Genomic DNA, 19,658 nt, shown 5'->3' with positions numbered 1-19,658 from the left:
TGCGGGAGAAATCGACCACACCGCCCGGATGCGTTCCAACACATCCGGGCGGACCGTGAATCAGCGCTTGCGGCGCTCCGCAACGGCGTCGGCGAGGCGGTCGAGCTGGGCGGCGGTCGTATCCCAGTCGATGCACGCATCGGTGATGGACTGCCCGTAGGTGAGCTCGGTGGCCTTGCCGAGCGTCAGGTCCTGGCGGCCGGCTTCGATGAAGCTCTCCAGCATCACGCCGACGACGCCTTCCTCACCGGCGGCGAGCCGGTCGGCGATATCGGTGACCACATCCACCTGACGGCGGTGGTCCTTGCGGCTGTTGCCGTGGCTGGCGTCCACGACCACCCGCTGCGCCAGCGACGACTTCTCCAGCCGCAGCTTCGCCTCGGCCACCGAGGCGGCGTCGTAGTTGGTGCCGTTGCTGCCGCCGCGCAGGATGACATGGCAGTCCGGGTTACCGGAGGTCCGGATCAGCGCGGACCGGCCGTCCAGGTCGGTGCCCGGGAAGACGTGGCTGGCGGCGGCGGCCCGCACACCGTCGACGGCCACCTGTACATCGCCGTCGGTGCCGTTCTTGATGCCGACCGGCATGGACAGCGCGCTGGAGAGCTGGCGGTGCACCTGGCTCGCCGCGGTCCGCGCGCCGATGGCGCCGTAGGAGACCAGGTCGGCGATGTACTGCGGGGTGATCGGGTCGAGGAACTCACAGGCCACCGGCAGGCCGAGCGCGGTGATGTCCACCAGAACCTTGCGGCCGATGCCGAGGCCGGTGTTCACGTCGAACGAGCCGTCCAGATGCGGATCGTTGATCAGGCCCTTCCAGCCCAGGGTGGTGCGCGGCTTCTCGAAGTACACCCGCATCACCACGTGCAGCCGATCGGAGACCTCCGCGGCCTTGGCGGCGAGCCGGCGCGCGTAGTCGAGCGCGGCCGCCGGATCGTGCACGGAGCAGGGGCCGACGATCACCATGAGGCGATCGTCGGTGCCGTCGAGCACATCGACGGTGGCCTTCCGGCCCGCCCGCACGGTATCGGCGAGTTCATCGGTGATCGGGTGCACGGTGCGCACCTCGGCCGGCGAGCGCAACGGGCTCACGCTCAGGGTGCGCTGGTCGTCGAGATCCGCGTTGCGCGCATCGATATCGGCTGCGGTGGTCATCAGGTGGGATCCTTTTCTGCGAAGGCCGACCCACCGGAATTCGTGAATCCGTCGAGCCGGTCATCCGGCTCCGGGTGGAAGAAGTCAGCGCACGGTGTCGCAGACCGACCCACCCAGGGCCGGCTTGCTAAACCAGAAATACACGCGCTGCATGGACCGAACAGTACCAGCCGGGTGCGGGCGGGTGGCGGCCGGGCCGTCGGCGGGTGAGCACCCTCACAGCGATGCCGGAGCACGGCCGGCCGGTCCGCGACCACCGTCCCGGCTCTGTGGGGAGTGCCGCCCGGAGGTCGCGGTGCCGGTGCGGACGGTTTTGCGGCCCCGGGCGAGTCAGGTCGAAGGACGCGGGGCCGGCAGCGGCAGTCGGCGGCAATCAGCCCCACTGCCCGGCTACGTAATCCCCGGCCGGGGTGTGCGCGATGGCGTTGAGCCGGTTGAAGGCGTTGATCACGGCGATGGCCCCGATCAGTGCCCCGATCTGCTCGTCGTCGTAGTGCTTGCGCACCCGGTCCCAGGTGTCGTCGGAAACCGCGCCGCCGTCGGCGATCCGGGTTGCTTCGTCGGTCAGGGCGAGCGCGGCCCGCTCGGCCTCGGTGTAGACGTTCGCCTCCCGCCAGGCTGCGACCAGGTTGATCCGGGTCGCGGATTCGCCGCTGTGCGCCAGATCCTTGGCGTGCATGTCGACGCAGAAGCTGCAGCCGTTGATCTGTGAGGCGCGCAGCTTCACCAGCTCGTAGGTCGAGGTGGGCAGCGAGGACTCGGACACCACCTGGCCGGCGGCGACGAGTCGCCGGGTGAAGGCGGCGGCGATCTTGTTGTTCTGGAGGTCGAAACGGTGTTCCATCGGATGCTCCTTCGTCGTGCGGTGTTCCCTTCCGGGTTCACTGAGACGACGAGGCGGCAGCGCCGAGTGTGACAACCGGGAATGTGACTGTGGTCACAGGTGATTCCGGCTTTGTCACGGCTGACTCAGAGCTTGCAGAACTGTTCCGACAACTCCCACAGGTCCCGCGCCACCGTGGTGTCCCGGGCGGCCGCGGAACAGCCGCTCCGGGTGGGGTGCCCGCGCATGCCGAATAATCGGTCGGGTCCGTAGAAGGCGCCCGGTTCGACATCGGCGGTGGCGGCGTACAGGGTCGGCAGCGCACCCTGTTCGGCGCTCTGCGCCAGCAGCCGATTGCCCAGCGCCATCACCGAATCCTGGACCGATTCGGTGTGCGACTGCAGCTCGGTGGCCGCATACCCGGGATGCGCTGCGACCGAGATGGTGGCCGAGCCGGCGGCGGTGAAGCGGCGCTGCAGCTCGAACGCGAACATCAGATTGGCCAGCTTGGCCTGTCCGTAGGCGGCCCAGCGGTCGTAGCGGCGTCGTTCGTAGTTGGGGTCGTCGAGGTCGATGCGGCCGATCCGGTGTGCGTAGCTGGAGACGGTGACCACCCGGTCGCCGATCCGGTCGCGGAGTAGCCGGGTGAGTGCGAAATGACCGAGATGATTTGTGCCGAACTGCATTTCGAAGCCATCCGCGGTGCGGCGCAGCGGCAGTGCCATCACCCCGGCGTTGTTGATCAGGACGTCGGCGCGATCGACGGTGGCCGCGAACGCACGGACCGATTCGAGGTTGGCCAGGTCGAGTTCCCGGACCTCGGCACGGTCGCCGATTTCGTCGGCCACCGCCGCGGCCTTGGCCAGGTTGCGGCACGCCATGATCACCTGTGCCCCGGCGTCGGCCAGGGCTCGCGCGGTTGCGGCCCCCAGGCCGCTGTTGGCGCCGGTCACAATGAAGATGCGGCCGGTCTGGTCGGGTATATCGATGCGATCCCACCTGCTCATGCCGCGAGTCTAGACAGCCCGCACGTCCGGCGCCCGGCGATGAGATAGGGTTGCCTAACCTATAGGTAGCCGCCATGAGTTCTGTGAGGCAGATCGTGACCACCACATCCACCGGTTCCGGCCATCGGGACGGCTTCGTGCCGTTCCCGGCATCCGATGCGCAGACCTACCGGGACGCCGGCTACTGGACCGGCCGCACCCTCGGTGACCTTTTGCGCACCACTGCCCGGCACCAGCCGGACCGGCCCGCGCTGCTGACCGAGGCAGGCAACCGCAGCTACGCCGAGCTGGATGCCGAGGCCGACCGGATGGCGCACGGCCTGCTGGCGCTGGGGATCCGCCCCGGCGACCGGGTGGTGGTGCAGTTGCCGAATACGCCGGAGTTCGCCGTCGTGCTGTTCGGCCTGCTGCGGGCCGGCATCATCCCGGTACTCACCCTGCCCGCCCACCGGCGCGCCGAGATCGAACACCTGACCGCACTGTCCGAGGCGGTGGCCTATGTGATCGCCGACCGGGCAGGCGATTTCGACTACCGGGAGCTGGCCCGGCAGGTGCAGCAGGCGGTGCCCGGCCTGCGTCATGTGCTCGTACACGGCGATCCCGGTGAATTCACCGCACTCGCCACGGTGCCCCGGGCGGGTGAAACGCTGCCGGAGGTCGATCCGGCCGATATCGCGCTCATGCTGGTTTCCGGCGGCACCACCGGCCTGCCGAAGCTGATCGCCCGCACCCACGACGACTACGTCTACAACGCGACCGCCTCCGCCGAGGTCTGCGCACTGGGGCCCGGCGACGTCTACTTGGCGACCCTGCCGGTGGCGCACAACTTCCCGCTGGCCTGCCCCGGCATCCTGGGCACCGTCGCCACCGGTGGCGCACTGGCCATGGTCGCCGATCCCAGCCCGGAGAACGCCTTCGCCGCCATCGAACGGTTCGGCGTCACCGTGACCGCCGTGGTGCCGCCGCTTGCCCAGCTGTGGAGCGCCGCGGTGGAATGGGAGGAAGCCGACCTGAGCTCGCTGCGGTTGCTGCAGGTCGGCGGGGCCCGGCTGGCCGATGTCAATGCCCGGGCCGTGCAGCCCGCACTGAACTGCCGCCTGCAGCAGGTGTTCGGGATGGCCGAGGGGCTGCTCAACTTCACCCGGCTCGACGACTCCGACGAACTGGTGTGCACCACCCAGGGGCGCCCCCTGTCCCCGGGCGACCTGGTCCGGGTGGTCGACGCCGACGGCAGCGACGTCGCACCCGGCGAGGAAGGTGAGCTGCTCACCAAGGGGCCGTACACGATCAACGGCTACTACCGGGCACCCGAGCACAATGCCCGCGCATTCACCCCGGACGGGTTCTACCGCAGCGGTGATCTGGTGCGCCGCCTCGAGACCGGGCACCTGGTGGTGAGCGGGCGGATCAAGGACGTGATCAACCGGGGTGGCGAGAACGTCTCCTGCGACGAGCTGGAAGAACATCTGCTCACCCATCCCGCCGTCCGGCATGCGGCCGCGGTCGGCCTGCCCGATCCGGTGCTGGGCGAGAAGGTGTGTGCCGTCCTGGTCGTCACCGGCGAACTGCCCACGCTGACCGAGGTCAAGGAGTTCCTCACCGCACGCGGGCTGGCCCCGTACAAGCTGCCGGACGTCCTGCACCGAGACGACGCCCTGCCGGTCACCGCCGTGGGCAAGATCGACAAGAAAGCGCTGGTCGCTCGATACGGCTGAGTCGGGGCGGGTGGGCTGCGTTGTGCCGTGCCTGGCCGGACACGCACACTGTTCGCCGATGAGAAAACCGGATTATCCCGAGTTGCCGGTCACCGGGTCGCTGGACCGGATCGTGTCGATGCTGACCGAATCCGGCACCGGTGTCCTGGTTGCGCCGCCCGGGACCGGGAAGACGACGCTGGTTCCGCTCGCGCTCGCCCGGCAGGACGGCGGGCGGGTGGTGGTGGCCGAGCCGCGGCGGCTGGCCGCTCGGGCCGCCGCCGCGCGGATGGCCGAATTGCTCGGCGAACGGGTCGGTGACACCGTCGGATATGCGGTGCGCGGTGACCGCAAGGTGAGCGCCCGGACCCGGGTCGAAGTGGTCACTTCCGGGCTGCTGGTCCGGCGGTTGCAGCAGGATCCGGAGCTTGCCGGGGTCGGCACCGTAGTCCTGGACGAATGCCACGAACGCCACCTCGACGCCGATCTGCTGCTGGCCCTGCTGCTGGATGCCCGGTCGGGGCTGCGCCCGGACCTGCGGGTGCTCGCGACCTCGGCCACCGTGGCCGCCGACCGGCTCGCGGAACTGCTCGGTGACGACGCCCCGGCCCCGGTGCTGGAGGTGCCGGGGGTCACCCACCCGGTGACCATCGGCTACCAGGCCGCACAAGCCCGGGAGCGTGCCGAAGCGCAGGTGGCCCGGGCAGTGCGCGCGGCCCTGGCCGAGACCGAGGGCGATGTGCTGGCCTTCCTGCCGGGCGCCGGTGAGATCGGGCGCACCGCCGGGCTGCTGGCCGATCTCGCCGATATCGACGTCGTCCCGTTGCACGGCCGGTTGGGTGCCGCAGCTCAGGACCGGGCGTTGCGTCCGGGGCCCCGCCGGCGGGTGGTGCTGGCGACCTCCGTCGCCGAATCCAGCCTGACCGTTCCGGGTGTGCGGGCCGTCGTCGATTCGGGGCTGGCGCGGGTGCCCCGCATCGACCATCGACGCGGCCTGTCCGGGCTGGCGACGGTCCGGGTGTCGGCCGCCGTGGCCGAACAACGGGCCGGACGCGCCGGGCGTGTGGCACCCGGCCGGGTCTGGCGGTGCTGGCCCGAATACGAGCATCAGACCCTGCCGGCCTATCCGGAACCGGAGATCCGCACCGCCGATCTGACCCGGCTCGCCCTCGAACTGGCCTGCTGGGGCACACCCGACGGCACGGGCCTGGCCTGGTGGGACGCACCACCTGCCGGTGCCCTCGCCGCGGCCTGCAAGGTATTGCGCGCACTCGGCGCGCTGGACGATGCCGACCGGATCACCGAACGCGGCCGCCGGATGACCGCGCTCGGCCTGCATCCGCGCCTGGCCCGTGCCCTCCTGGACGGTGCCGCCGCGATCGGACCGCGCACCGCCGCCGACGTCGTCGCGCTGCTGGACGACAGCTCCCAGGTCACTGCCACCGATATCGGCACGGCCCTGGCCGCCCTGCGCCGGGACCGACCGGCCCGCTGGTCCCGGGAAGCCACCCGGCTGCACCGCCTGGTCGCCGATGCCCGGCCGCCGGGGCCGCACCAGCCGGAAGCGGCGGACTCCGGTTCGGCCGGTGTGCGGCGGTCGGGGCCGCGGGGGCGCAACACTGCGGATCCCCGTTCCACTGACGGGCAGCGGACGAGTAGTTCGGAACCGGCGGCCACGTCTTCGGCCGCCGGTTCCGGGGTCGGCCGGGCAGCGGCAGGGGTGAATGCAGGTCGCGGGTCGGCGGGGACCCGACGGTCGGGTGAGTCGGGCCGTTCCCGCCCGGTGGATGCTCCCCGGGGAACCGGGGGTGAGGCGGCCCTCGGAGCGGGTTCGATGGCGGGGGAGGACTTCGCGCTGGTGGTCGCCCTGGCGCAGCCCGAGCGATTGGCGCGCCGCCGGGCGCCCGGTTCGTCGAGCTATCTGCTGGCCGGTGGTACCGCGGTGACCTTGCCGCCCGGGTCGGGGCTCGGCGACGCCGAGTGGCTGGCCGTGGCGGTAGCCGACCGGGATCCGGGCCGGTCGGAGGGGCGAATCCGGCTGGCGGCGGTAGCCGACGAGGAGCTGGCCCGCCGCGCCGCGCCGGGGTTGATCGCGGTCACCGAGGAAGTGGACTGGCGCGACGGGGGTGTCGTCGCCCGCCGGGTCGAGCGATTGGGTGCCATCGTGCTCGGTGAACGGCCGTTGCATGAGCCGGACCCGGAGCTGCTCGCCGCGGCGGTTCGCCGTGGGCTGCACGCCGCGGGGCCGGCCCTGCTGCGCTGGGACGATGACGCGGTCGCGTTACGGCACCGGCTGGACTTCCTGCACCGCACCCTCGGTGCCCCCTGGCCGGCGGTCGACGACGAATCCCTGCTGGCGGACCCGGATGCCTGGCTCGGGTCCGAACTGGCCACCGCCCGGTCCCGCGCCGACCTCGCTCGGATCGACGCCGGCGCTGCACTGCGGCGCCTGCTGCCCTGGCCGGCCGCGGCCCGCCTGGACGAACTGGCCCCGGAACGCCTGGCGGTGCCGTCCGGCAGCCGGATCCGGGTCGACTATTCGGCAGACCCGCCGGTGCTGGCGGTGCAGGTGCAGGAGATCTTCGGCTGGACCGAAACGCCGCACCTCGCCGACGGCCGGGCCGCACCGGTACTGCACCTGCTGTCCCCGGCGCAGCGGCCGGTCGCGGTCACCGCCGACCTGCCCTCGTTCTGGCGCAACGGCTGGCCCCAGGTGCGGGCGGACCTGCGCGGCCGCTACCCGAAGCACGCTTGGCCGGAGGATCCGGCCACCGTGCCGGCGCACCGTGGCACCGCGCGCAGGGCGCGGGGATAGTCGCGCAGTTCGCACTCGACCGGGGGCGGACCTGCGCGTCCGCTGTTCGAAGCATGCCCGGCCGAGGGAACCGGCCGATGTCCGGCCCCGGCCCCGGGCGGACTCAGATCCCGGCGGGCCAGTCGGTGGCGGGGCCGGGCGGGTCGGTGGCCAGCCGGGCTGCGGACCAATGGTCGCACCTGGTGCCGCGGTGTTCGCTGCCGAGGCGGGCCAGGCCTTCGTAGTGGAACCCGGCGCCTCGCGCCGCTGCGGCGGAGGCATGGTTGCCGACGACGGCGCGCCAGCTGATCCGCTGCAGGGCAAGGCCTTCCGCGGCGAAACCGAATTCGCAGACCAAGGCGATTGCTCGCCGGATCAGTCCCCGTCGCCGATGCGCCGGATCGATCCAGAATCCGATCTCCCTGGCTCCGGTGCTGCGGCCGCTCAGGCCGATAGTCCCGAGCAGGTCCCCGCCCGGCGCCGTCCGGACAGCCCATATCGGTGCATCGCCCGCCCACCCGGGCGCTACCGTGCGATCGAGGAAGTCCTCGGCGTGGCCGCGCTCGTAGGGTGCCGGGATCGGCAGCCACCCCTGGATGTCCGGGTCCTGGCAGCATGCGACGATCCGGTCGATATCGGCGGCGGTGGGCCGGTTCAACCAGATGGTGCCGTCGGTCAGGATCCGTTCGTACATGTTCCGATGTTCGCAGGAGTGCGCGAAGGGATCATCCCGTTTCCGGCGGCCCGGGCCGGCCGCAGTGGGTGGCCGCGCGCGATTGCTACCGGGCTGCTCCGTAGAATCGGACCCGATGGTTTCCCCGCTGCTCGCCGATCTGTTCGAATCCCATCGCGCCCACTTGATTTCGGTTGCCTACCGGCTGACCGGGCGGGTCGGCGACGCCGAGGACGCGGTAGCGGAGAGCCGGTTGCGGCTGGCCGGAGTGCACCAGTCCGAGATCGACGATCTGCGCGAATGGCTGACGACCGAGGTGGCGCGGATCTGCATCGACCGGCTGACCGGCCCCGGGCGCGCCGAGCCGGCGGCGAACGGACTGCCGGAACCGATCGTGACCGACCTGGAGCCGGGCGATTCGCCGGATCCGCTGGTCGCAGTGGCCCGGGAGCCGGAGCATCGGCTGGCCGCCCTGATCGAGCTCGCCGGGCTTCCGGTGCAGTTGCGGATCCCGTTCGTGCTGCACCGTGGCTTCGGGGCATCGTCCGACGAAGTCGCCGGATTGCTCGGCATCACCCGGGACGAAGCGGTCGGCGCCGCGGCGGAGGCGGCGACGCGGCTGACCGGGGTGCCCGAGCCGGTGGCACCGTCGGTGCACGCCGATGCGGTACGCGGGCTGTTGCGGCAGTTGGCCGCGGGGGATGCCGCGGCGGTACGATCGGCGTTCCATGCCGAGGTCGCCGTGATCTGCGATGGGGCAACGGCTGCCGAGGTTATCGCCGGTCCGGCGGAGGTCGCGCGATACTGCGCGGAACGCTGGGCGGAGCAGCGGGACCAGGCACTGGAATTTCGGTTCGCGGCGGTGAATGGCCGGCTGGGACTGGTGTGTACCGATCCGAATTCGCCGCTGGGGCGGCCGGCCCGGGTGATCGGGTTCACGGTGAGCGACGGATTGATCCGGGGCGCCTACGATTTCGCGGATCCGACGAAGCTGTCGGGCGTGCGGCTGGGGTGAGCGGTGTCGGTCCGGGCCCGCGCTGCCCGGACCGGCACCGAACAGATCAGGGGTAGGTGGAACCGGTGAAGTGATCGCCGGTCGACGAACCGAGATCCATGTCGGGGGTCGAGGATCCGGCTTCGAAATCCGGGGTGGACGAGCCGGTCACGCTGTCGGCGACATCGCCGGTGCTGAAGACCTGATCGAGGGTTTCCCGGAAGAATCCGAGGACCGAACCGGCGACATCTGCTGCGACCGGCTGCAGCATCAGCTCCATGAGAGGTGAGGCCATGAGCCCTCCCTTTCGATATGACACCACGCGATATGAAATCACCCGGTGATGTGTGAGGTAGAACACGGCGAGGCTAGCTCACCTCGAGTGAGCGCACAATACTGCAGGTCAAAACGGAAAAACGTTTGTGAAACATAGCTGTTCGCTATCCTTTGGCAACGGTGTGGTTGCCTGGGATACGCTGCGGAGATGCCGTTGCCGCCGCCCACCGTCGCCCGTTTGCGTCCGTTCGGAGCGACGATCTTCGCCGAGATGACCGAACTCGCCGTCCGGTACGACGCGGTGAACCTCGGGCAGGGGTTCCCGGATACCGACGGCCCGGCCGGGATGCTCGATGTGGCCCGTGCTGCCATCGCCGACGGCCTGAACCAGTACCCGCCCAGCCGGGGAATGTCGGTGCTGCGCCGGGCGATCGCCGCGGATCGGGCCGAGCGCTACGGGACCGAATACGACCCCGCGTCCGAAATCGTGGTCACCGTCGGCGCCACCGAGGCGATCGCCGCGGCGGTGCTCGGATTGGTGGAGCCGGACCGGGAAGTGGTGCTGATCGAGCCGTACTACGACTCCTACGCCGCGGCCGTGGCACTGGCCGGCGCCCGGCACCGGACCGCCCGCCTGGTGCCGGACGGTGATCGTTTCGTGCTGGACCACGACAGCCTGCGTGCCGCAATCAATTCGAGAACTCGAATGCTGGTGGTGAATTCACCGCACAACCCGACCGGTGCCGTGCTCGGCCGGGCCGATTTCGAGGTGATCGCCGAACTGGCCGCCGAGCACGACCTACTGGTCCTCAGTGACGAGGTGTACGAGCATCTCGTCTACGACGGCGGCGAACACCTCTCGCCGTCGACGCTGCCCGGGATGGCCGAACGCACCCTGGTGGTCTCCAGTGCCGCAAAGACTTTCAATGTCACCGGATGGAAGATCGGCTGGGCGTGCGGCCCCGCCCCGCTGGTCGACGGGTTACTGGCGGCGAAACAGTTCCTCACCTTCGTCGGCGGCGGCCCGTTCCAGCCCGCAGTGGCCCATGCGATCAGCAGCGAGCACGAATGGCCGACCCGGCTGCGGGAGAACATGTCCGAGAAGCGGATCCGGTTGTCCGAGGCGCTCTCGGACACCGGTTTCCGGGTGTACGACAGCGCGGGCGGCTATTTCGTCTGCGCCGACATCCGCCCGTTCGGGGCGGTCGACGGTCTGACCTTCTGCCGGGAGCTACCGGCCCGGCTCGGGGTCGCCGCGGTGCCGTTGAGCGTGTTCGCCGATACCGCCGATGATTGGCGGCACCTGGTGCGGTTCACCTTCAGCAAGCGGGACGAGACCATCGACGAAGGGGTCCGGCGGTTGCGGGCCGGAAAACGCTGAAGGTCGGTGTTCAGGCGGGCACCGGCCGACTGCGGTCGGTGGCCAGCGAGACGGCGATGCCCGCCAGCACCGTGCCGGTGAACCAGCGTTGCAGCCGTAGCCACAGCGGCCGGGTACCGAGGAATCCGGCGATGGTTCCGGCTGCGAAGACGATGACGGCGTGCACGGACAGCGCCACCATGATCTGGACACTGCCCAGGTACAGGCTCTGCAACCAGGCCGCACCCGCCTCCGGGGTGATGAACTGCGGGATGAGGGCCATGTACAGCAGGGCGATCTTCGGATTGAGCAGGTTGGTGACCATGCCCATGGTGAACAGCCGCCGCGCCGAGGCGGCCGGCAGTTCCTGCGGCGCGAACACCGAACGGGACCCGGGCCGCACCGCCTGCCAGGCCAGCCAGAGCAGGTAGGCAGCGCCGGCGAACTTCAACGCCAGGTACAGGCTGGGCACCATGGCGAAAACGGCGGTGATTCCGGCGGTGGCGGCGACCAGATACACCGCGAAGCCGGCAGCCACCCCGCCCACCGAGATCAGCCCGGCCCGCCGCCCCTGCGCCACCGTCCGCGACACGGTGTACATCATGTTGGGTCCCGGGGTGAGTGCCATGCCGAGCGCCGCCACCGCGACCCCGAAGACCGCTGTTGTCTGGATCATCAACCGAGTGTGTCCGGTGCGGGCGGGGTTGTCGCGGTCCAGTTGCCTGATGCTGGCCACGACTGCGGGGGTCGGTGGTACTGCTGGGGCGGGAAGTCGTCGCCCTGGGTGAATCGGTTGCTGATATGTGATCTGGACCGCCGGGCACGAAGGTGTGTCGGTAGTGGTCCGTACAATGAACAAAAACCACGCGACCAGGGCATACGGCCCAACTCGACAAGAACCAGAGCGATCCGAGACTACGCAACCCCGCACGGAGCGAGTCTTACGAGCGACGTTCCGGCCCGCCCAGCGAATCGGTACTCGAAAGCGCATGAGCCGAAGGCTCGAGTCTCGAGTGCCGATTCGCTGGGCAGAAGAGGGCCGGAACACGCCGAGCGAAGCTCGGCAAACAAACACAGGAGGCGGTGTGAGCGACGGTCCGTTGATTGTGCAGAGCGATAAGACGCTGCTGCTGGAGGTCGACCACGAGCTGGCCGATGCGGCCCGGCAGGCCATCGCGCCGTTCGCCGAGCTGGAGCGGGCTCCCGAGCATGTGCACACCTACCGGGTCACCCCGCTGGCGCTGTGGAATGCGCGAGCGGCCGGGCACGATGCCGAGCAGGTGGTCGATGCCCTGGTGAATTTCTCCCGGTACGCGGTGCCGCAGCCGCTGCTGGTCGACATCGTCGACACCATGGCCCGGTACGGCCGGTTGCAGCTGGTGAAACATCCGGCGCACGGGCTGACCTTGGTGAGCTTGGATCGGGCGGTGCTGGAGGAAATACTCCGGCACAAGAAGATCGCCCCGATGCTGGGTGCGCGGATCGACGACGACACCGTGGTGGTGCACCCCTCCGAGCGCGGCCGGATCAAGCAGATGCTGTTGAAGGTGGGGTGGCCCGCCGAGGATCTGGCCGGCTACGTAGACGGTGAGGCGCATCCGATCGAGTTGGATTTCACCGGCGGTCATTGGCAGCTGCGCGATTATCAGCAGCTGGCCACCGATTCGTTCTGGGCCGGTGGTTCCGGTGTGGTGGTGTTGCCGTGTGGTGCGGGCAAGACGATGGTCGGTGCGGCGGCGATGGCGAAGGCCAAGGCCACCACGCTGATCCTGGTGACGAATACGGTCGCCGGTCGGCAGTGGCGCCGGGAGCTGCTGGCCCGGACCAGCCTGACCGAGGAGGAGATCGGTGAGTACTCCGGGGAGCGCAAGGAGATCCGGCCGGTCACGATCGCCACGTATCAGGTGATCACGCGCAAGTCGAAGGGTGAGTACAAGCATCTGGAGCTGTTCGACAGCCGGGACTGGGGGCTGGTGGTCTACGACGAGGTGCATCTGCTGCCCGCTCCGGTGTTCCGGATGACCGCGGATCTGCAGTCGCGGCGCCGGCTGGGGCTCACGGCGACGCTGGTGCGCGAGGACGGCCGGGAGGGCGACGTCTTCTCGCTGATCGGCCCGAAGCGTTACGACGCCCCCTGGAAGGACATCGAGGCACAGGGCTGGATCGCGCCGGCGGACTGTATCGAGGTCCGGGTGACGCTGACCGACGCCGAGCGGATGGCGTATGCGACGGCCGAACCGGAGGAGCGCTACAAGCTGTGTTCCACGGCCCGCACCAAGATCCCGGTGGTCGAGTCGATCCTGGCCCGGCACCGGGACGCCCCGACGCTGGTGATCGGGGCGTATCTGGATCAGCTCGCGGAGCTGGGGGAGGCGCTGGACGCGCCGGTGATCGAGGGGTCGACGAAGAACAAGGAACGCGAGGCTCTGTTCGATGCCTTCCGTGCCGGTGAGATCCCGGTGCTGGTGGTGAGCAAGGTGGCAAACTTCTCCATCGATCTGCCGGAGGCGTCGGTGGCGGTTCAGGTGTCGGGCACGTTCGGGTCCCGGCAGGAGGAGGCGCAACGCCTGGGCCGGTTGCTGCGGCCGAAACAGGACGGCGGTCAGGCACACTTCTACTCGGTGGTTGCCCGGGACACTCTGGACGCCGAGTACGCGGCGCATCGGCAGCGGTTCCTCGCCGAGCAGGGGTACGCCTACCGGATCGTCGATGCGGACGATCTGCTGGGTCCGGCTGTCGGGGAGGCCACGGGTCAGTAGCCGACCCGCCGGATAACCGGAGGCAAGTTCTCCGCAACCTGTGCTAGGAAGGAAACGTGCGCCGGTTCGAATTCGTGGTGGACCGCGGACACGCCCGGGCGGTCAACGAGATCGCCACGGCGCTGCGCCGCCTCCGGTGGGTGGCCTTCGCCGCGGCGGTCTTCGCCGCGCTGGTGACGGTGGCGCTGATCTGGACCGGTCACGCCTGGGGGTATCTGCTCGCGGTCGCCTGTGCGCTGGGCGCGATCACGGCGCTCGCCGTCGCGGTATGGGCGCCGCGGCGCACCGATGTCGAGAAGTTGTATCTGGAAGGCCCGCTGGTGCCGGCAGTGGTGTCCGAGGCGGCCGCGGGTGGTCTGGTGCTGCTGGCGCTGGTCGATGTCGCGGAGCCGGAGTCGGGGACCCGCCGCTGGGCGCTGATCACCCGCCGGGTCCGGACGCTGCCCGGACACGATCCTCGGCCCGGCGAACGGGTGCCGGCGGTCGCGATCCGAACCGATCGGGCGCCTCGTCCGGTCGGCCAGCCCGGTCCCCTGGTCAGTGCGATGCCGATCGCCTGGGGCACACCGGACCGCGCGGTGATCGAACGGGCCGGCGCGGCCATCAGCGAGGCCGAATGGCGGCTGCTCGGCGACAATCTCGAGCTGGCTGACAAGGTCGGCCGCTCGGCTACCAAACGCCTGCTGCTGGACCCGGACCAGCTGCCGGAGGACCTGCGCGAGCCGCCCGCCCGCGGCACGTCCTGATTGCCGCGAAGCTGTTCCACGACGGTGCCCGGGAAGGGGCCTGTGATGCGATGCGTGCTCGCGCCGATGCTGGCCGTGCTGCTGGCCGGCTGCGCGGCGACCACACCGGCCTCGGAGCCGGCTCCGCCGCCACCATTGGCACCCGAACCGGGCGCGCCGGGCCTGGGCGATCCGTACTATCCACTCGACGGCAACGGTGGCTACGACGTCGGCCACTACGCAGTGGACATCGACTACCAACCGGGGGCACATCGGCTGCGCGGTCGAACCGAGATCCGGGCCTGGCCGTTGCGCCGCCTGCGCACCTTCAACCTCGACTACTCAGGACCCGAAGTCCAGCGGGTGACCGTCGACGGCCGCCCGGCCGAGTTCGTCCGAACCGGCGACCACGAACTGACCGTGACCGCGCCGCACCCGATTACGGCACTGCTCCCGTTCACCGTGGTGGTCGAATACGCGGGTGACATGCCGGATACCGAGGGGGAGGGCTGGACTCATCTCCCGAACGGCGGCGCGCTGGCCGTCGGTGAACCGCATTCGGCGGCCACTTGGTTCCCGCTCAACGACACACCGCGCGACAAGGCCACGATCGAACTGCGGGTGAGCGTGCCCGCGGATTGGCAGGTGATGTCGGTGGGGGAACGGACCGGCGACGTCGTCCGGGACGGCCGGCGCGTCACGAACTGGCGGCTGCGGCAGCCGACGGCCGGATACCTGGTCACGGTGGCCATCGACCGCTTCACCTTCCTGGAGCAGCGCCGGGCCGACGGCACCGAACTGCTGAGCGGGTTCGGTCCCGGAACCGAACATGCGGCGGAGCTGGAACGCCAGGTGCCGCGGATCCTGGACTTCGCCGAGGAGTTGTTCGGGCCGTATCCGTTCGACGCCGGGGGCGGCATCTACGTCGATGCCGGGCTGGGCTTCGCGCTGGAGACCCAGTCCCGGCCGGTCTACCCGGATACCGGGGTCGGCCTGAACACGGTGGTGCACGAGTGGGCGCACCAGTGGTGGGGAGACCTGGTCTCGGTGCAGTCCTGGTCCGATATCTGCTTGAACGAATGTTTCGCCGCCTATACGGCCGACTATTTGTGGCCGGAACGGATCGACGGGGTCGACGTCGATGCCCGGTACCGCGAGACGATCGCCACCTTCCGGGACGAGCCGGACTTCTGGAAGGTGCCGTTGGCCGATCCGGGCGCCGGCCGGGAATTCAGCTCGGTCTACTACCGGGGCCCGCTGTTCGTGCACGCCCTGCGCGCGGTCCTCGGCGATGCGGTGTTCTTTCCGGTGCTGCGCGACTTCCTGGCTGCCTACCGGCACGGCAATGCGTCGATGGGTTTGCTCCGGGAGTTCCTGTGGCAGCGCACCGGCGCCGACCTGGCGGAGTTCTTCGCGGCTTGGCTGGACAGCGAGGAGATACCCGCTCCCGAACACCTCTACCCGGGCCGGCTCGGGGGTTGACCCGGTTCATTCGTCGGCGGCCTCGACCCGGACCCGGGCGCGACGGACCCACCGTTGTATGCGCTCCAGACTGCTGCGGGCGGCGCCGGCTTCGGTGCGTGCCCGGTGCTCGGCGGCCAGCGCGAAGCGCCGCTGTTCCTCGGCGGCGGCCAGATCCTCGCGCAGGCGGATGATCCGATCGTCGCAGGCGGCGAGTTCGGCGGCCGCGGTCCGGGCCTGTTCGGCGGCCGTCCGTTCGGCCTGCCGGGCGGTCTCCAGTTCCGCCTCGGCATCCGCCAGATCGGCCCGGGCCTCTTCGCGCTCGGTGCCCGCCGACGTTTTCGGAGCCGCCGCCTTGCCGGGCCGGGTCGCTGCCGGGGCGCGGCCCGCACCACCGTCCAAGGCGACCAGCCCGCCCGGTCCGAATCCGGAGTATCCGGTGGCGGTGCTGAGGGTGCCCGCACCGACTCGGGCCCCGACCTCGGGATCGGCGAGCGCGGCGCCGAGGGTCCGGCCGACTTCGCGCAGCACCGGCTCACCCACGGGATGTCCCTGCTCCGCGGCGATCCGGCCGGCCCGCTCGGTCAGGGCCGAGATCACCTGACGCCGTTGACCGTCCAGGGTCCGCAACCGGTCCGCGGAGAGCTGGCGCTGGGCCCGGCGCAGCGCCTCGCCGAGTTCCAGGAGTGCGGTGATGTCGTCGGCGGCATGCCGGGCCAGCAGGTTCACCGTCCAGGCGGCCCGGGTCGGTTTGCGCAGCGCCGTGATCGCCGCCGCCAGTTCCCGGTCACCGGCGGCGCGGGCGGCGGCGGCCCGCGCAGTACGGGCGGTGACGAACTCGGCCGGGTCCAGTGCGTAGAGCTCGGCTGCGACGTCGTCGACGGTCATCATCCGAGCGTAACGATCCGGGCGCGCGCTGCGACAGACCAGCGAGTCGGCGCCGCTCGGGCGCCGGGCGAAAGGTGTTGCTGTTGAATTACTCCGGACTGTCCCTGCTGTCGAATCTGCCGGTCCGCTTGCTGATGCTCTCCTTGCTGGGGATGTACGGCAACCAGTGGATGTGAGCCGGCCCGGATCCGCCCGGTGCCATTGCCCGGATCCTCGCATATCCTCACCGGCGTTCATGTTCTCGTGAACAGTTCGGCGAGAGAGGTTGACAGTGAGTTTCCGAGGTAAGCAGTGGCCGGTCCGGCTCGTCCCCGCGGCGCTGGCGGCGGGCGCGATCCTGGCGGCTACGACGGCATGCTCCGGCGGTGACGATGCGGAGGCGGCTCCGGCGCCCGGCTCGTGCGTCGAGGTGACCGGCAACGACGAGGGCGCGATGACCGCCGTGGCGGCCGAATGTTCGCAGGAGGAAGCCGGCTACCGAATCGCGGCGACCGGCACCGACTGCGATGCCGAGGCAAATGCGTTCGACGGCACCGTGGACGGGACCGCCGCCCAGTTGTGCCTGACGCCGAACTTCGCCGAAGGCGCCTGCTACGCGGACGGCGGCACAGCTCCGGCCCTGCAGGTGGACTGCACGTCCGAAGCAGCCAGCTATCGCATGCTGGAACGGATCGACGGCGAGGCGAACGAGCTGGCCTGCAGTTCGGAAGCGTTCCACTTCCGCGTCGTGTCGGAGCCCGCGACGACCTTCTGCCTCGGCCGCCCCTGATCCCGGGATCAGTCGACCAGGGCGACCGACGCGATCCGGTGCAGCGTGAAGTGCCGGACCGCGCCGGTCACCGAGTCCACGGCGTCGAGTTGCCCATTGCCCACCCGAACCGGTTCGACGATGCGGCGCATCGCGGTCCCCTGGGCGTTCACGTAGTCGATGTTCACCTGCCGGCGGCCGCGTGCGGCCAGCTGCAGCAGGGCGAGGGTGGCGGCGGCTCCGGTCCGGGTGCCGTCGGTACGGACCTGCTGCCGGGCCGCCGCGCCCGCTGCCCGGTCACCGGCGCGGAGTTCGGCCACCAGGCCGGTCAGCTGGTCCGGGGTCGGCGGGCTCGGGCGATACGGCCGTCTGCTCGCGGACCGGGCCGGCAGGCGCGCGCCCTTCGGGCGCAGATCCACGATGGCGCCCGAGGCGTCCTCCCCGGCCGGGGCGAATCCGGCGCCGCGCAGGCCGTCCAGCAGTTCGCCGAGCGGCGCCTGCGCGATCGCCACGCTCGGTGCGATCGCGCGCAGCGCCAGGGTTTCGGCGACCGGGTCGGCGAGCACCTGGGCCAGCAGGGCCGGATCCTCACTCCGGATGAAGGATTGGGCCATCCCGACCCGCAACCGGCCGTGCCGCCGGGCCACATCGTCGATCAGGTAGGTCAAGGCCTGCGGTACCGGAGTCCGCGAATGCGTGCCGAACAGCGCATGCAGCTCCGCGGCGCTGAGGCCGGCGTCCAGGGCCCGGCGAACCGACTGCTCGCCGACCCGGTAGACCGTCGCCGCGCCCGCCGATTCGACATCGGCGACCAGCGCCATCCGGTCGGCCAGTTCCGGGACCAGCGGGCCCGGCGCGATCACAGTCAGGTCCGCCTGCACCAGCACGTGGTCGACCGGCTCCGGCAGCGCCGCCGCCATCTCGGCCTCCGCATCGGCCGCGCTGCTCGCGGCGCCGTGCAGCAGCGCCCGCGCGGCCGAGGACAAGGCGCCGCGGCCCACCATGCCCAGCGCGGCCGCCTCGGTCAGGGTGTTGCGCACCACCTCGGGGCGGAACCGCCGGCGCAAGCGCGGCATCCGCCAGCTCAACACCCGGGCCACGGCGGATGCGTCGAGTGCCGCGCCGCTGGGCTGTTCCGCCAGGAGTTGCAGGATTGCGGTCCGGTCCCGGACCGCGTACGGGTTGCGCAGCTCCTCGGTGAGCGCGGCCAGCGGTTTGTCGCTGCTGTCGCGCAGACCGATCATCCAGGGCAGCCGATCCAGGGCCGACCAGGCCTGCGCCAGGGTCAGCCAGCGCTTCGCCGGAGCCGCGTCCCGCCAGGTGTCCGAAGCCGGTGTCGGTGCCCAGAAATCGTCGCCGGTATCGGACAGTGGCGGCGGATCCGGGAAGCCGTGGTCGATCAGCCCGGCCGCGTACAACAGTTCCAGCAGCAGCCCGGTCCGCGCCTCGTCGACCCCGGTCTGCTTGGCCAGCCGGCGGACCTCCCGTACCCCGAGTCCACCGGCGCGCAGCGCCGGAGCGGGGCCGTGGGCCAGCGCATCGAGCAGATCGCCCGCATGCCGCAGCAGTTCACCCACCTCGCCGGCGGCCACCGCATTGACCTCGGCCGCGGGATGCGTACCGCGGTCGACCTTGGGCGGGGTGAGCACCTGGGGATCGATCACCGGTTCGTCCCGCAGGACCTGGCCGACGATCGGCGGCAGTTCCACCGTCTCGTCGTCGATCCGGTCCAGCAGGCGGGCCGCCAGCAGGCGTTGTACCGGCCGGTCCGGGGGTGCGTCCGGGGCGGCATCCCGGGTGCGCCCGCGCGGCCCGGTCTCGGCCAGCTTCTCCAGCAGGGCGAGCTGCACCGGGTCCCGGCCGGTCAGCGCCTCGCGCACCTCGGATTCGGTCAGCGCATCCGGCAGTCCGGTCGCCAGCTCCGCCGGCCACGGCAGTGCCTCCGCCGCGGCCGGTACCAGCTGCAGTGCCGTATCGGACTGCCAGATCAGTGCGCGAGTGAGCAGCCGGTCGATCGCCGTATTGGCGGCGGTCTTGGTGGTCCGGCCCGGCAGGCGGGCGATCAGCTCGGTGCGGGACAGCGGCTCCGGGGTGGTGGCCAGGACAGCGATGATCCCGAACTCCAGGGTGTCGAGTTCGTCGGCGGCGCGCAGCACCGAGGCCCGCTGTTCCGCGCGGGCGGCCAGCACTCCCATCGAACCGGGCAGCGGCACCGCCAGATCGGGCCGCAGCTGCAACAGGGTCACCAGCTGGGCATCGGTACGAGCACCGAGCCAGTCGGCCAGGGAGTGCGACGCGGTCATC

General features: G+C 70.7%; 16 protein-coding genes. 8 read left to right on the top strand and 8 right to left on the bottom strand.

The genetic code is table 11. The features are described 5' to 3' along the window. Positions 1 to 60 precede the first annotated feature (60 nt). The 3 genes from AC1HFH_RS24400 to AC1HFH_RS24390 all read right to left on the bottom strand — a co-directional run bounded on the left by AC1HFH_RS24400 (position 61) and on the right by AC1HFH_RS24390 (position 2,982). Positions 61 to 1,152, bottom strand: a complete 1,092-nt coding sequence (locus AC1HFH_RS24400; RefSeq protein ID WP_480245120.1) for a 3-deoxy-7-phosphoheptulonate synthase — start codon at positions 1,150 to 1,152, stop codon at positions 61 to 63. A 373-nt stretch (positions 1,153 to 1,525) separates the two neighbouring features. Beyond that, positions 1,526 to 1,996: a carboxymuconolactone decarboxylase family protein gene (locus tag AC1HFH_RS24395; RefSeq protein WP_480245119.1), complete on the bottom strand. Its 471-nt coding sequence runs from the start codon at positions 1,994 to 1,996 to the stop codon at positions 1,526 to 1,528. A 125-nt stretch (positions 1,997 to 2,121) separates the two neighbouring features. Continuing rightward, entirely contained in the window at positions 2,122 to 2,982 is an 861-nt protein-coding gene (locus tag AC1HFH_RS24390; RefSeq protein WP_480245118.1) for an oxidoreductase, read from the bottom strand. A gap of 74 nt (positions 2,983 to 3,056) precedes the next feature. Between AC1HFH_RS24390 and AC1HFH_RS24385 the strand changes: the two genes are divergently transcribed. Continuing rightward, complete coding sequence (locus tag AC1HFH_RS24385) at positions 3,057 to 4,697, top strand: (2,3-dihydroxybenzoyl)adenylate synthase (protein WP_480245117.1); 1,641 nt, start codon at positions 3,057 to 3,059, stop codon at positions 4,695 to 4,697. A 58-nt stretch (positions 4,698 to 4,755) separates the two neighbouring features. Further along, a complete protein-coding gene (locus tag AC1HFH_RS24380) occupies positions 4,756 to 7,491 on the top strand; it encodes an ATP-dependent RNA helicase (protein WP_480245116.1) in 2,736 nt (911 codons plus the stop codon). A gap of 103 nt (positions 7,492 to 7,594) precedes the next feature. On the opposite strand, the gene AC1HFH_RS24375 is transcribed toward AC1HFH_RS24380, so the two are convergent. Then, the gene (locus AC1HFH_RS24375; RefSeq protein ID WP_480245115.1) at positions 7,595 to 8,164 is read right to left on the bottom strand and encodes a GNAT family N-acetyltransferase; all 570 of its coding nucleotides are present in this window, start codon (positions 8,162 to 8,164) and stop codon (positions 7,595 to 7,597) included. A gap of 115 nt (positions 8,165 to 8,279) precedes the next feature. On the opposite strand from AC1HFH_RS24375, the gene AC1HFH_RS24370 reads away from it, so the two are divergent. Next, positions 8,280 to 9,158 (top strand): sigma factor, encoded by an 879-nt coding sequence (locus tag AC1HFH_RS24370; RefSeq protein ID WP_480245114.1) that lies wholly within the window; start codon positions 8,280 to 8,282, stop codon positions 9,156 to 9,158. A 46-nt stretch (positions 9,159 to 9,204) separates the two neighbouring features. Here AC1HFH_RS24370 and AC1HFH_RS24365 read toward each other — a convergent pair whose 3' ends face one another. Beyond that, complete coding sequence (locus AC1HFH_RS24365) at positions 9,205 to 9,432, bottom strand: hypothetical protein (protein WP_480245113.1); 228 nt, start codon at positions 9,430 to 9,432, stop codon at positions 9,205 to 9,207. A 189-nt stretch (positions 9,433 to 9,621) separates the two neighbouring features. Between AC1HFH_RS24365 and AC1HFH_RS24360 the strand changes: the two genes are divergently transcribed. After that, complete coding sequence (locus AC1HFH_RS24360) at positions 9,622 to 10,794, top strand: pyridoxal phosphate-dependent aminotransferase (protein WP_480245112.1); 1,173 nt, start codon at positions 9,622 to 9,624, stop codon at positions 10,792 to 10,794. 10 nt (positions 10,795 to 10,804) lie between these two features. Here AC1HFH_RS24360 and AC1HFH_RS24355 read toward each other — a convergent pair whose 3' ends face one another. Then, positions 10,805 to 11,449, bottom strand: coding sequence for a LysE family translocator (locus AC1HFH_RS24355; RefSeq protein ID WP_480245111.1), 645 nt, complete (start codon positions 11,447 to 11,449; stop codon positions 10,805 to 10,807). Between the two features lie 409 nt (positions 11,450 to 11,858). On the opposite strand from AC1HFH_RS24355, the gene AC1HFH_RS24350 reads away from it, so the two are divergent. The 3 genes from AC1HFH_RS24350 to AC1HFH_RS24340 are packed head-to-tail and all read left to right on the top strand — an operon-like array spanning position 11,859 to position 15,739. After that, complete coding sequence (locus tag AC1HFH_RS24350; RefSeq protein WP_480245110.1) at positions 11,859 to 13,532, top strand: DNA repair helicase XPB; 1,674 nt, start codon at positions 11,859 to 11,861, stop codon at positions 13,530 to 13,532. Between the two features lie 56 nt (positions 13,533 to 13,588). After that, positions 13,589 to 14,278, top strand: coding sequence for a DUF3239 domain-containing protein (locus AC1HFH_RS24345; RefSeq protein WP_480245109.1), 690 nt, complete (start codon positions 13,589 to 13,591; stop codon positions 14,276 to 14,278). A 45-nt stretch (positions 14,279 to 14,323) separates the two neighbouring features. Continuing rightward, positions 14,324 to 15,739, top strand: a complete 1,416-nt coding sequence (locus AC1HFH_RS24340; RefSeq protein ID WP_480245108.1) for a M1 family metallopeptidase — start codon at positions 14,324 to 14,326, stop codon at positions 15,737 to 15,739. 6 nt (positions 15,740 to 15,745) lie between these two features. On the opposite strand, the gene AC1HFH_RS24335 is transcribed toward AC1HFH_RS24340, so the two are convergent. After that, entirely contained in the window at positions 15,746 to 16,606 is an 861-nt protein-coding gene (locus tag AC1HFH_RS24335; protein WP_480245107.1) for a hypothetical protein, read from the bottom strand. 271 nt (positions 16,607 to 16,877) lie between these two features. Between AC1HFH_RS24335 and AC1HFH_RS24330 the strand changes: the two genes are divergently transcribed. Beyond that, on the top strand, positions 16,878 to 17,375 hold the full coding sequence (locus tag AC1HFH_RS24330; protein WP_480245106.1) for an LppU/SCO3897 family protein: 498 nt from the start codon (positions 16,878 to 16,880) through the stop codon (positions 17,373 to 17,375). An 8-nt stretch (positions 17,376 to 17,383) separates the two neighbouring features. On the opposite strand, the gene AC1HFH_RS24325 is transcribed toward AC1HFH_RS24330, so the two are convergent. Further along, positions 17,384 to 19,657 carry a helicase-associated domain-containing protein gene (locus AC1HFH_RS24325; protein WP_480245105.1) on the bottom strand — a complete coding sequence of 758 codons (2,274 nt, stop codon included), beginning with the start codon at positions 19,655 to 19,657 and terminating at the stop codon, positions 17,384 to 17,386. Between the last annotated feature and the right edge of the window lies 1 nt (position 19,658).

The sequence above is a fragment of the Nocardia sp. KT25-26 genome (assembly GCF_056627695.1).
Note: the sequence above shows the minus strand (reverse complement) of the source record. Positions and strands in the feature narration are given on the sequence as shown.